This is a genomic window from Nonomuraea sp. bgisy101, from assembly GCF_057708945.1.
Window position 1 is genome coordinate 22347 of record NZ_JBYITD010000005.1, and the last position, 12432, is coordinate 34778.

General features: G+C 70.8%; 10 protein-coding genes. 4 read left to right on the plus strand and 6 right to left on the minus strand.

Annotated features, from left to right (window positions below):
* Positions 1–45: 45 nt before the first annotated feature.
* Genes AC3EO4_RS10770 through AC3EO4_RS10795 form a run of 6 tightly spaced genes read right to left on the minus strand, consistent with a single transcriptional unit; the run spans position 46 to position 6654 of the window.
* Positions 46–1038 carry an N-acetylglucosamine kinase gene (locus AC3EO4_RS10770; protein ID WP_431895150.1) on the minus strand — a complete coding sequence of 331 codons (993 nt, stop codon included), beginning with the start codon at positions 1036–1038 and terminating at the stop codon, positions 46–48.
* Complete coding sequence (locus AC3EO4_RS10775) at positions 1035–2294, minus strand: 6-phospho-beta-glucosidase (protein WP_431895151.1); 1260 nt, start codon at positions 2292–2294, stop codon at positions 1035–1037. Before AC3EO4_RS10775 ends, AC3EO4_RS10770 begins: the two co-directional genes overlap by 4 nt.
* A complete protein-coding gene (locus AC3EO4_RS10780) occupies positions 2291–3178 on the minus strand; it encodes a carbohydrate ABC transporter permease (RefSeq protein ID WP_431895153.1) in 888 nt (295 codons plus the stop codon). The genes AC3EO4_RS10775 and AC3EO4_RS10780 overlap by 4 nt, the downstream gene beginning before the upstream one ends.
* Positions 3175–4095 (minus strand): carbohydrate ABC transporter permease, encoded by a 921-nt coding sequence (locus AC3EO4_RS10785; protein ID WP_379568694.1) that lies wholly within the window; start codon positions 4093–4095, stop codon positions 3175–3177. The genes AC3EO4_RS10780 and AC3EO4_RS10785 overlap by 4 nt, the downstream gene beginning before the upstream one ends.
* Complete coding sequence (locus AC3EO4_RS10790) at positions 4092–5435, minus strand: extracellular solute-binding protein (RefSeq protein ID WP_379568692.1); 1344 nt, start codon at positions 5433–5435, stop codon at positions 4092–4094. Before AC3EO4_RS10790 ends, AC3EO4_RS10785 begins: the two co-directional genes overlap by 4 nt.
* A 19-nt stretch (positions 5436–5454) precedes the next feature.
* Positions 5455–6654, minus strand: a complete 1200-nt coding sequence (locus AC3EO4_RS10795; RefSeq protein WP_379568690.1) for an ROK family transcriptional regulator — start codon at positions 6652–6654, stop codon at positions 5455–5457.
* Positions 6655–6766: 112 nt separating this feature from the next.
* Here AC3EO4_RS10795 and AC3EO4_RS10800 point away from each other — a divergent pair, with 112 nt between their 5' ends.
* From AC3EO4_RS10800 to AC3EO4_RS10815, 4 genes are all read left to right on the plus strand, one after another.
* Positions 6767–9070 carry a HelD family protein gene (locus AC3EO4_RS10800; protein WP_431895156.1) on the plus strand — a complete coding sequence of 768 codons (2304 nt, stop codon included), beginning with the start codon at positions 6767–6769 and terminating at the stop codon, positions 9068–9070.
* A 498-nt stretch (positions 9071–9568) separates the two neighbouring features.
* Positions 9569–11104, plus strand: coding sequence for an apolipoprotein N-acyltransferase (gene lnt, locus AC3EO4_RS10805; protein ID WP_431895158.1), 1536 nt, complete (start codon positions 9569–9571; stop codon positions 11102–11104).
* The gene (locus AC3EO4_RS10810; RefSeq protein ID WP_379569179.1) at positions 11104–11847 is read left to right on the plus strand and encodes a polyprenol monophosphomannose synthase; all 744 of its coding nucleotides are present in this window, start codon (positions 11104–11106) and stop codon (positions 11845–11847) included. Before lnt ends, AC3EO4_RS10810 begins: the two co-directional genes overlap by 1 nt.
* A gap of 77 nt (positions 11848–11924) precedes the next feature.
* Positions 11925–12425: an FxsA family protein gene (locus AC3EO4_RS10815; protein ID WP_379568684.1), complete on the plus strand. Its 501-nt coding sequence runs from the start codon at positions 11925–11927 to the stop codon at positions 12423–12425.
* Positions 12426–12432: the final 7 nt, after the last annotated feature.

A 12432-nucleotide genomic window follows, 5' to 3' on the forward strand; every position in this document is an offset into this window, starting at 1 on the left:
GTCTGGATACTTTCCAGACGGTTAGCCCGGAAGGCTAGCAGCCGGTCAGAGGGTGTCGCCGAAGTGGGCGCGCAGGCGGGTCTTGGCCTCCTCGCTCGCCCCGATCCTGTCCAGTCCGCTCAGGGCGGCGCCGACGATCGGCGGCACGTCGGCCACCACCGGCTTGGCCTGCGGCGCCCGCGCCGCGAACCGCTCGTCGAGCAACTCGCTCAGCATCGGGTGGCGCGCGCGCAGCACGCCGCCGCCGAGCACCACCTCCGTCGGCGTCTCCAGCAGTTCCAGGCGGCGCAGGCACACCTCGGCCATCACCACGATCTCCTCGGCCATCCGCTCGACCAGCGATCGGGCGATCGCGTCGCCCGCGGCGGCGACCCTGAAGAGCCCAGGGGTCAGCCCGTGCAGGCTGCTCTCGTCCACATCGCCGAAGTGCAGGCCGAGGACGACCTCCTCGACGGTGGAGGCACCGTAGTGCTCCTTGACGAGCGCGGCCAGCTCGGTGTGCGCGCCCCTGCCGTCCTCGGCCCTGACGGCGTGCCACAGCGCCTCCTCGGCCATGCCGAGACCGCCGCCCCAGTCGCCGCTGATCTTGCCGAGCGCGGGGAAGCGGGCCACCTGGCCGGTGGGGGAGACCCCGACCGCGTTGATGCCCGCCCCGCAGACCACCGCCACACCCCACGGCCCCGACGCTCCCGCGCGCAGCAGCGCGAAGGTGTCATTGCCCACGACGACCTCCCCGGCGAAGGAGCGCGCGGCGAACTCGTCGCTCAGCGTCTCCTCCTCCGCGGGCAGGTCGGCCCCCGCCAGGTAGGCGGCCAGCAGGTCGGCGTACGGCGGAGCCTCCGACGTGCCGAGGGCCCTTGTCAGCGGGCCGAGCGCCTGCCGTACGGCCTCCTCGACGACGTCGGCGGCCGCGCTCACGCCGGCGCTCTGCGGCATGAACGCCCCGCCGCGGCCGGTGGCGAGGACCGTGCCGTCCTCGGCCACCAGCGCCACGTCGGTCTTGCTGTTGCCGCCGTCGACCGCGAGGACGGTCCTCACGACACCACCCACGGCAGGTGCGCCCTGTTGGCCTCGAGCAGCAGGCGGGTCAGCTCGCCCGCGACGGCCTCCTGGCCGATCAGCGGGTGGGCCAGCAGCGCGTTGCGCACCCGTTCCTCTCCGCCGCGCAGCGCGGCGTCCAGGGCCAGGCTCTCGTAAGCCGACACGTTGGCGATCAGCCCCGCGTACAGCGGCTCCACCGCCGGCACCGGCAGCGGAACGGCCCCCGCGGCCCCGATCGTGGCGGGCACCTCGATGACCGCCTCGTCGGGCAGGAACGGCAGCGTCCCCGCGTTGCGCACGTTGACCACCTGGGTGTCGCGCCGGTCGCCGAGCAGCGAGGCGATGAGCGCCACGGCCGCCTCGGAGTAGAACGCGCCGCCCCGCCGTTCCAGCAGCTCGGGCTTGGTGTCGACGGTGGGGTCGGCGTACAGCCCGAGCAGCTCGGCCTCCATCGCCGCCACCTCGGCGGCCCGTGAGGGCTTGGCGCGCTGCTCTTCGACCACGAGGTCGTGGGCGTAGAAGTAGCGCAGGTAGTAGGAGGGGACCACGCCCAGCCTGCGCACCAGCTCCACCGGCAGCCCGATGTCGTCGGCGAGTTCCTGCCCGTGCTCGGCGATCAGCTTCGGCAGCACGTCCACGCCGTCGACGAGGACGGAGCGCTCCCACGTCAGGTGGTTGAGCCCGACATGGCCGAGCGACACCTGCGCCGGGGCGAGTCCCAGGTGCGCGGCGAAGCGCCGCTGGAAGCCGATCGCGACGTTGCACAGCCCGATCGCGTGGTGCCCCGCGTCGAGCAGGGCGCGCGTCACGATGCCGACGGGGTTGGTGAAGTCGACGATCCACGCCTCCGGCGCGTGCTCGCGCACCCGCTCGGCCAGCTCGAGCACGACGGGAACGGTCCGCAGCGCCTTGGCCAGACCGCCGGCGCCGGTCGTCTCCTGCCCGACGCACCCGCACCGCAGCGGCAGGGTCTCGTCGACCTCGCGCGCCGCCTGCCCGCCCACTCTCAGCTGGAACAGCACCGCCTGGGCGCCGGCCACTCCCTCCTCCACGGAGGAGGTGGCGACCACCTCGGCCGGATGCCCAGCGCGGGCCAGCATCCTGCGTGACACCCCCGCCACCAGCTCCAGGCGGGAGGCGTGCGGGTCGACGAGCGCGATCTCGGTGAGCGGCAGTTCGTCGCGCAGCCGCGCGAACCCGTCGATCAGCTCCGGCGTGTACGTCGAGCCGCCCCCGACAACGGCGAGTTTCAACCCTTCACTCCTGTCAAAGTCACGCCCTCGATGAAGACTCTCTGGGCGAAGAAGAACACGATGATCACCGGCGCGGTCACCAGGAGCGTGGCCGCCATGGTCAGGTTCCACTGCACGCTGTGGAAGGCCTTGAACGTCGCCAGGCCCAGGGACAGCGTCCAGTTGTCCTGGTTGATACCGGTGTAGAGCAGCGGGCCGTAGTAGTCGTTCCAGCAGTAGAAGAACTGGAACAGCGCCACCGCGGCGATCGCGGGCCTGGCCATGGGCAGGATCACCCTGACCAGGGTCCTGAGGTCCGAGCAGCCGTCGACCCTGGCCGCGTCGGTGTAGTCACGAGGGATCGTGATGAGGAACTGCCGCAACAGGAAGATGGAGAAGGCGTCGCCGAGCAGCATCGGCAGGATGAGCGGCCACAGCGTGTCGGTGAGGCCGACCCTGGCCCACACCAGGTAGATCGGCACCGCGATGACCTGCGGCGGCAGCATCATCGCGGTGATCACCAGCAGGAAGGCGAGCCTGCGTCCGCGGAAGCGGAACCTGGCCAGCGCGTAGGCGACGGGCACCGAGGACAGCAGCATGAACAGCGTCCCGAGCCCCGCGTACAGCAGCGTGTTCAACGTCCAGCCCAGCAGGTGCGACTTGGCGAAGACGTCGGCGAAGTTGGACCAGGCGAACGACTCGGGCCACAGGTTGCCGGTCAGCGCCTGCTCGTCGCTCATCAGCGCGGTCAGGCTCACCAGCACGAGAGGCCCGAGGAACATCGCCGCCAGCGCCACCGCGATCGCGTGGGTGGCGATCCACGACAGCGTCCTGCGCCGCCTGGCGCCCACCCGCGCCTGCGGTGTCGCCCTGGTGGGCCGCGGAGCGGTCAGCGTGGTGCTCACGAAAGGACCTCCTCGGCCTTGCGGAACTGACGCAGCAGGATCAGCGTGAAGATCATGGACGTGCCGAACAGCACCAGCGCGAGCACCGAGGCGTAGCCCATGCTGAAGTCGCGGAAGCCCACGTGGAACAGCCACTGCGGCAGCGTCAGCAACGACTGGTCGGGATAGCCGGGTGTGAAGGTGCTGCCCGCCGAGTCGGTCGCGCCCGAGGCCACCCTGGAGGCGATCATCGCCTGCGTGAAGTACTGCAGGGCGTAGATGACGCCGGTGACGGCCGAGAACATCAGCACGGGCGAGATCGTCGGCAGCGTGATGCTGCGGAACTGCCGCCACGCGCCCGCCCCGTCGATCGACGCCGCCTCGTACAGGTGCTTGGGCACGTCCAGGAGCGCGGCCAGGAAGATCACCATGGTGTTGCCGCAGCCCCAGAGGCCCAGCAGGGTGAGGCTCGGCTTCGACCACGACGCGTCGCCGAACCAGTCGGGTCCGCCGACGCCGATCCACGACAGGATCTCGTTGACCGGGCCGACCGGGTTCAGCAGGAACACGAAGGCCACCGTGCCCGCCACCATCGGCACGAGCGTCGGCAGGTAGAAGACGGTGCGGAAGAAGCCCGCCCCTGCCTTCACCTTGGTGAGCAGCTGGGCGACGGCCAGCGCGAAGATCACCTGGGCGGGCACCATGAAGACCACGAGCCACAGCGTGTTCTTCGCCGAGATCCACACCCGCTCGTCCTGCAGCAGGTACCGCCAGTTGTCCAGTCCCACCCATTCCAGTGTGAACAGGTCGTACCTGGTGAAGGAGAAGTAGGCGACGGAGATCAGCGGGTAGACGAAGAAGATCGAGAATCCCGCGATCCAGGGGGAGAGCCACAGGAGGGCCCGCAGGCCCTCCCGCCGCTTCGGGCCGGCTGTCATCCGCCCGACAGCTTCAGCTTGTCGTCGATGCGCTTGTCGACGCCCTTGAGCCCCGCGTCCAGGTCCTTGACGGCGCCCTTCTCCCAGTTGGTGAGGAAGGTGGAGAAGGCGTCCTGGTTGAAGACGCTGTTGACCGACGCGGGCAGCGTGCTGGTCTTCGGGTGGGCGAAGATGTTCAGGAAGGTCTTGAAGTTGGCGTCGGCCGCCAGCTGCGGCGACTCCATCGCGGCCTTGGTGGTGGGCACGTTGCGCAGCGCGTTGGACAGCGTCACGAGGCTGTCGGTGTCGGTGGTGAGGTGCTTGATCAGCTCCCACGCGTGCTGCGGGTTCTTGGCGCCCTTCGGCACGCCGATCACGGTGCCCGCGGTGAAGCCGCTGCCGTACAGGTCGGGCTTGTCGTCGGCGACGGGCAGCGGGGCGGTGCCGTAGTCGAGGGACTTGGCCTTGGAGTCGTTGGCGATCATGGCGTTGCGCCACTCGCCGTCGAGGATCATCGCGACCTTGCCCTTGAAGAACGGGTGCGCGGCCCCCCATTCGTCACCCAGGCTGCGGCGGAACTTCTCCAGGTTGGCGTAGCCGTACCAGTCGACCAGTTCCTTCTGCCACGTCAGCAGCTGCTTCCAGGCGGGGTCGGTGCCGATGGCCGAGGTGCCGTCCTCGTTGTACCACTTGGCGCCGACCATCGGGCCGAGGTGGGAGGGCGAGTTCTCGTAGTACTGGAAGCTCGGGATGAAGCCGGCCACCTTGATCGTGCCGTCGGGGTCCCTGACCGTCAGCTCCTTGGTGAGCTTGGTCAGCTCCGACAGCGTCTTGGGCGGCTCGTTGCCCTTCATCAGGGCCTTGTTGTAGTAGAGGCCGTACGCGTCGGCCAGCAGCGGCATGGTGCAGCGCTTGCCGCCGAACTCGGTGTAGGAGCGTGAGGCCTCGGGCAGCACGGTCAGGTCGATGCCGTCCTGCTTGATGACCGCCGTGAGGTCCTGGAACGCTCCCGTCTTGCACCACAGGGCCACGTTGTCGGTGGTGAACGAGGCGGCCACGTCGGGTGCCTTGCCGCTGCGGATGGCCTGGGTGATCTGGTCGTCCTGGACTGCCTTGGTGACCTTCACGGTGATCTGCGGGAACTTCTTGTTGAAGCCCGCGATCGCCTCGTCGAAGGCCTTGACCTCGGCGTCTGTCTGGAAGCCGTGCCAGAGCTCGACGGTGGCCGCGGGCAGGGCCTGCGAGGCCGAGCCCGAGGGCTTGGGCTGGGCGCCGAGTGAGGGCGGCGCCTCCTTGCCCGCCGTACACGCGGTCAGCGCAAGAGCGGTGAGTCCTGCGGCCGCGATAGGGACAAAACGCACGGGGGGTGCCTCCCTGGTTCTAAGCGGTTGGAACGGTGGAGCTGAAGACCTCTTCACGCGTGGTGTCGAGGGCGAGGTCGAGGGCGCCGGCCAGCACCGGGTTGCCCTCGACGGTCGAAAGGCGCACGTGCGGGCGCGGGATGGTGAGCGCGTGCAGCTCGTGCTCGATGAGCTCGCGCAGCGTCTCTCCGCCGGCCAGCACGATGCCGCCGGTCAGGACGATGAGCCCGGGGTCGAGCACGGAGGTGATGGCGGCCAGGCCCACGGCGAGGCGGGCGGCGATGTCGCGCAGTCCCGCGCGGGCGTCGTCGGCCTTCTTGCCGGTGCCGGCGGCCGTGCGGACGGCGGCGGAGACGGCCTGGCGGAAGTCGGTGCCGCGCACGCCGTACGAGCGCAGCAGCTTGAGCACGGCAGGGCCGCCGGTGAGCGCCTGGTAGCCGTGGTTGGCGTAGTGTCCCGCCTCGCGCGCGGTCGGCGCGCCCGGGGTGGGCATGTAGCCGACCTCGCCCGCGCCGCCCGTCGCGCCGCGGTGCATGCGGCCGCCGAGCACGACGGCGGAGCCGATGCCCTCGTCGGCCCACAGCAGCACGAAGTCCTGGTGGTCGCGGGCGGCGCCGTGGGCCTGCTCGGCCACGGCGACGAGGTTGACGTTGTTCTCCACGTCGACCGGCACGCCGAGCCCGGAGCTGAGCGTCGGCACCAGGTTGGGGATCTGCCAGCCCGGCATGTCCTTGGCGGTGGCGTAGCCGAGACGGCCGGTGGAAGGGTCGATCGCGGCCTGCACGCCGATCACGATCCTTCGCAGCGGCCCCGGCGAGCCCGCGCCGTCGAGCGCGGCGCGCAGCCTGTCGATGAGCCCGTCGGTGGGGCGGCGGGAGGTGGGCAGGACGTGCGAGCCGACGATCTCGCCGGTGATGTCGGCGACGCGCGCCTCGATGCGGTCGGGGGCGACGTCGAGCGCGGCCACGTACGCGGCCGCCGGGTTGATCCGGTAGAGCTCCGCCGTACGGCCGGGCAGCCCCTCCCTGATGCCGTCGAGCACGACGAGGCCGGCCTCCTGCAGCCTGGACAGCAGCTGCGAGGCGGTCGGCTTGGACAGCCCGGTCAGCGTGCCGATCTCGGGCCTGGTCAGCGGCCCTCGGTCCAGCAACGCCTGCAGGGCGGCGCGATCGTTGATCGCACGCAGCAGGCTGGGTGTTCCAGGAACCGGACCGCTCACTCGTCGCTCCCATTAGAGTTAGGAAACTTTCCTAACTCACAATGGACGTGAAGAACCCATAGAGTCAAGCGGTGAGATGAAGACGTGATGTCAGCGGCTCAACGGACCTGATATGGTAGCGATTTGTTGCCACAACAGTCAGAAAGGCCCGGAGCGTCCCATTACTACCAACACTAACGGTTCGGCGGTGACTCGTCAAACCGAGCTGGCCAGAGAGCAGGACTACGTCTCCCGGCTGTACGGGCGCCTGGACGTCCTCCGCGAGCGCACACAACAGCAGCTCAAGGACGTGCTGGCCACGGGGGCGGTCGGCACGCAGCAGAACCGGTCCGAACGCGACTCCTTCGCGGGGATGTACGCCGCCAGGCTGGCCAGGCTGTGGGCGGTCGAGCGCGGCCTGGCCTTCGGGCGGCTCGACCACGTCGAGGAGGGCCGGCTCTACATCGGAAAGCTCGGCCTGAGCGACGACGAGCAGGAGCGGCTCCTGATCGACTGGCGCGCCCCCGTCGCCCAGCCCTTCTACCGCGCGACCCCGACCTCCCCGATGGGCGTGACCCGCCGCCGCCACCTGCAGACCCGCGGCCGCACGGTGATCGGCGTCGACGACGACCTGCTCGACCTCGACGGCCTCACCGACGACGACAGGGCCACGCTGAACGGCGAGGCCGCGCTGCTGGCCGCGCTCGACGAGAAGCGCACCGGCAGGATGCGCGACATCGTGGCGACGATCCAGTCGGAGCAGGACCGCGTCATCCGCGCCGACCTCAACGGGGTGCTGGTCGTGCAGGGCGGGCCGGGCACCGGTAAGACGGTCGTGGCGCTGCACCGGGCCGCCTACCTCCTCTACACCCACCGCGAGCGCCTCGAACGCCGCGGCGTGCTCATTCTGGGTCCCGGCCTCACGTTCCTGCGCTACATCGAGCAGGTGCTGCCCTCGCTCGGCGAGACCGACGTGCTGCTGTCGACGGTCGGCGAGCTGTTCCCCGGCGTCAGCGCCACCACGAGGGACCGGCCCGAGGTCGCCGCCGTCAAGGGCGACGCGCGCATGGCCGAGGTGATCGCGCGCGCCGTGCGCGACAGGCAGCGGGTGCCGCGCCAGCCGATCGAGCTCGCCCTCGGCCGCCAGACGCTCACCCTGGACCAGCGGACCATGGAGAACGCCAGGAACAAGGCCATCCGTTCGCGGCGCAGCCACAACCAGGCCCGCGCGGTGTTCGTGCGCTCGGTGCTCAACGCGCTCGCCAGGCAGCTGGCCAGGAAGCTCGGCAAGGGCCTCATCGACGACGACGAGCTGGCCGACCTGCGCGAGGACCTGCGCACCGAGCCCGTGGTCAAGAGCGCGCTCAACAAGCTGTGGCCCTACCTGACGCCGCAGCGGCTGCTGCTCGGCCTGTACGGCTTGGCCGAACGCCTCGACTACGCCGCGGGCAACCTCAGCCGCGAGGAGCGCGCCCTGCTGCGCCGCTCGTCCGCCGAGTGGACCGAATCGGACGTCCCGCTGCTCGACGAGGCCGCAGAGCTGCTCGGCGACATCGACGAGCAGGTCCTGCGCGCCACCGCCATGCAGGCCGAGGAGGAGCTGGCCGCCGCCCGCGCCGCGCAGGAGCGGGAGAAGGAGTCCGAGCTCGCCTACGCGCGCGAGGTGCTGGAGCTGACCGGGCTGTCCGACGTCATGGACGCCGAGCGGCTGGCCGAGCGTCAGCGCGGCGACCAGCCGTACCTGACGACGGCCGAGCGGGCGGCCGCCGACCGCAGCTGGGCCTTCGGCCACGTGATCGTGGACGAGGCGCAGGAGCTGTCGCCGATGGCCTGGCGCGCGGTCATGCGGCGCTGCCCCACCAGGTCGATGACCATCGTCGGCGACATCGCCCAGAACGGGTCGAGCGCGGGCGCCCGCTCGTGGGGCCAGGTGCTCGACCCCTACGTCGCCGGGCGCTGGCGCGAGGAGACGCTCACCATCAACTACCGGACCCCGGTCGAGCTGATGGAGATCGCCTCGCGGGTGCTGGCCACCATCGACCCAGCCCTGCGCGCCCCCATGTCGGTGCGCGAGAGCGGCGCCAGGCCGTGGGCGGCGCCGCTGGCCGCGCTGCCCGAACTGGTGCGCAGAGAGACGGAGGACGGCGGCAGGGTCGCCGTGCTCGCCCCCGACGCGCTGCTGGAGAAGGTCGCCGAGCTGGCCGGCGGCGTCACCGGCAGGGGAGTGCTCGACGCCTCCGTGGCGGTTCTCGGCGTCACCGAGGCCAAGGGCCTGGAGTTCGACTCGGTGATCGTCACCGAGCCCGACCAGATCCTCGGCCAGTCGCCGCGCGGTGCCAGCGACCTCTACGTGGCGCTCACCCGCGCCACCCAGCGGCTCGGCGTCGTCCACGACGGGTCGCTGCCCGAATCGCTTCGCGGACTCGCGGGGAGATGAGCGCATTAGACTGAGCTCGCCGAGCATGTCCTAGCTGCGAAAACTTGAGGTTTCCGCTGATCGGGACACGGTTGACATCTGAGTTGGAGTCGGTAGTTTGCTGCCCAGTCCAGCACGGGACTTGGCCGGTTGGCCGTCTCTGACATCGTCGGACCCTGCGTCCGTGACGGAGCGTGACTCCGTCCATACAGCCAGGTGCAGGGCCGTCGGTCCGTCGAGTCGGGGCACCCCAACCGGGCGGGGGGTTGGACCCGGGACGGGCCCGGTCGCCCAGTAGACAACGGAACTCCGCGCTCGCCGCCGACGAGACGGATCCGGTCCGAAGGGTTTCCGGGCCCTCTTCCCGCTCCCGTGCGCTCGGATCACACCGCTAGCGGGTGATCCCATGGCATCCGTCTGCCAAGGGATCACCCTGCAAGCGTGTGGCCTTTGGGGGTCGGCCACCTCGGGCGGTAGCGTTTCCGCAATCAGGTTGCGAACGCGAGGAGAACCCCGGCCGTGGTGCAGGAGAAGCAGGGCGTCGCACCGGCGCCCACCGCGCCGGACGGCGCCCCGACGTGGCCGCTGTGGGGCAGGCTCGCCGCCGCGGCACTCGGCGGACTGCTGCTGTTCCTCGCCTTCCCTCCGCTCAGCTGGTGGTGGTGCGCGCCGCTCGGCATCGGCCTGGTCGTGCTGGCCCTGTACGGCTGCCGCCCCCGCCGCGCCGCGTGGCTCGGCTACGTGGCCGCGCTCGTCTTCCTGCTGCCGGCGCTGGCCTGGGTCAGGCCGATCGGCTACGACGCCTGGCTGGCCCTGGTCGCCGTCGAGAGCCTCTTCTACGCCGCCATGGCCGCTGGGGCCGCCCTGGTGTTCAGGCTGCCGCTGTGGCCGCTGTGGTTCGGCGCGTTGTGGGTCGCCATGGAGTGGGCGCGCGGCCTGTTCCCCGTCGGCGGGTTCCCCTGGGCGCGGGTGGCCTTCAGCCAGGGCGAGACCCTGTTCACCGGCTACGCCGCCCTGGGCGGGGTGCCGCTGGTCTCCTTCGCGGTGGCGCTCAGCGGAGCGCTGCTCGCTCTCGCCGTCGTCACTCCGCGGCGGGTCGTCCCCGCGGCTCTGGCGCTCGCCGTCCCCCTGCTGACGCTGCTCCTCCCGCGCCCCGGCGACGAGGGCAGGAGCGTGAACGTCGGCATCGTGCAGGGCAACGTGCCCGGGCAGGGAATGCACCCGCTCGGCGACGAGCCGGCGATCGTGCTGCGCAACCACGCCAACGGCACCCACGCACTGGCGCGGGCCGCACGAGAGGGCAAGCTGCTCAAACCGGACCTGGTGATCCTGCCGGAGAACTCCACCGACATCGACCCCTACCGCGACCAGACGGCCCGCCAGATCATCGACGCGTCGGTCAAGGACGTCGGCGTGCCGACGCTCGTCGGCGCGGTCGTGGCGATCGGCGACGAGAACCGGGCCACACGCAGCCTCGTTTGGGACCCGATCACCGGGCCCGGCGCCTACTATGACAAGCGGCAACTGGTGCCGTTCGGCGAGTACACGCCGTTCAAGGAGATCTTCCTCGCCCTGTTCGAGCGGGCCAACCTGGTCGGCAGGCAGTCCGTCGCCGGCGACAGGCCAGGCGACCTGAAGATGGGACCCGTGACCATCGGCGCGGTCAACTGCTACGAGGTCGCCTTCGACGGCGTGGTGCGCGACACCGTCAGGGCGGGTGGCACGCCGCTGGTCGTCCAGACCAACAACGCCACCTACGCGCTGTCGAACCTGCCGCCGCAGCAGCTGGCCATGTCGCAGCTGCGGGCCGTCGAGCACAACAGGGCCGTCGTGACCGCGGCGACCACGGGGATCTCCGCCTACGTCACGCCTGAGGGTAGGGTCGCCTGGCAGACGAAGGAACGCGTCGCCGACATGAACGTCGTCAAGGTGCCGGTCCGCACCGGGACGACGATCGCCACGCGGGTGGGCGCGGCGCCTGAGTGGGCATTGTTGGTAGTGGGGGCGGTCGCGATCGGCGCGGCCGCGTGGCGCCGTAAGGGAGAGGATCGATGATGGAGCAGACGCTCGGCCGGGTGCTCGTCGTCGTCCCCACCTACAACGAGCGGGAGAACCTCCCGCTGATCGCCGAACGGCTGCGCAAGGCGCTGCCCGAGGCGCACCTGCTGATCGCCGACGACAACAGTCCCGACGGCACTCCTGAGATCGCCGACGAGCTCGCCGCCGCCGACGACCACATCCACGTCCTGCACAGGCAGGAGAAGCAGGGGCTCGGGGCCGCCTACATCGACGCCTTCCGCTGGGGCATGTCCGAGGGCTTCGACGTGCTCGTCGAGATGGACGCCGACGGCTCCCACCAGCCGGAGGAGCTGACCAAGCTGCTCGACGCCCTCGCCGAGGGCGCCGACCTGGTGATCGGGTCGCGCTGGGTGCCAGGGGGCAAGGTCGTCAACTGGCCGGGCCACCGCGAGTTCCTCTCCAGAGGCGCGAACGTCTACGTGCGGCTGATGCTCGGGCTGCCCGTCCGCGACGCGACCGCGGGCTTTCGCGCCTACCGGGCCGCGGCGCTGGAGAAGATCGGGCTGTCCGACGTCGAGTCGCAGGGCTACTGCTTCCAGGTCGACCTCACCCTGCGTACGGCCAGGCACGGGCTGCGGGTGGTCGAGGTGCCGATCACGTTCGTCGAGCGGACCCACGGCACCAGCAAGATGAGCGGCAAGGTCATGTACGAGGCGTTCTGGCGGGTCGGCATCTGGGGGGTCACCGGCCTGCCCGGCAGGCTGCGCCGCCGCCACTGACCGCAGCGCGGAACGTCCGCGAGTCGGCGGACGTTACTACCAGGTGAACCCCTTCCGCCCGCGCGAATGAGGAAACGATGGTCCGGCTCCTGCTCTTCCTGGCCTTCCTGGTCGTCCCCGTCCTGGAGATCTGGCTGCTCATCCAGGTCGGCTCGGTGATCGGCGGGTGGCCCACCGTCGCGCTGCTGATCGCCGACAGCCTGTTCGGCGCCTGGATCGTGCGCCGCGAGGGCCGCAGGGCCTGGCGCAGCCTGCAGGAGGCGCTCCAGGCGGGGCGGATGCCCGACAGGGAGCTGGCCGACGGCGGGCTCATCCTGGTCGGCGGCGCCCTGCTGCTGACGCCGGGCTTCCTGACCGACCTGTTCGGCTTCCTGTGCGTGCTGCCGTTCACCCGGCCGCTGATGCGGCGGCTCGGATCGTGGTTCTTCGCCCGGCGGGTCAAGGCGATGGCGGCCGCCTCGCCGTACGCGAACCTCGGGGTGCCCTTCCCGCGCACCGACGGCTTCGGTGGCGGGACGGGCGGCGCGGGCGGGTCCGCCGGCAAGGTCGTGCACGGCGAGGTCCTGCGCGAGGACTGAGGCCCGC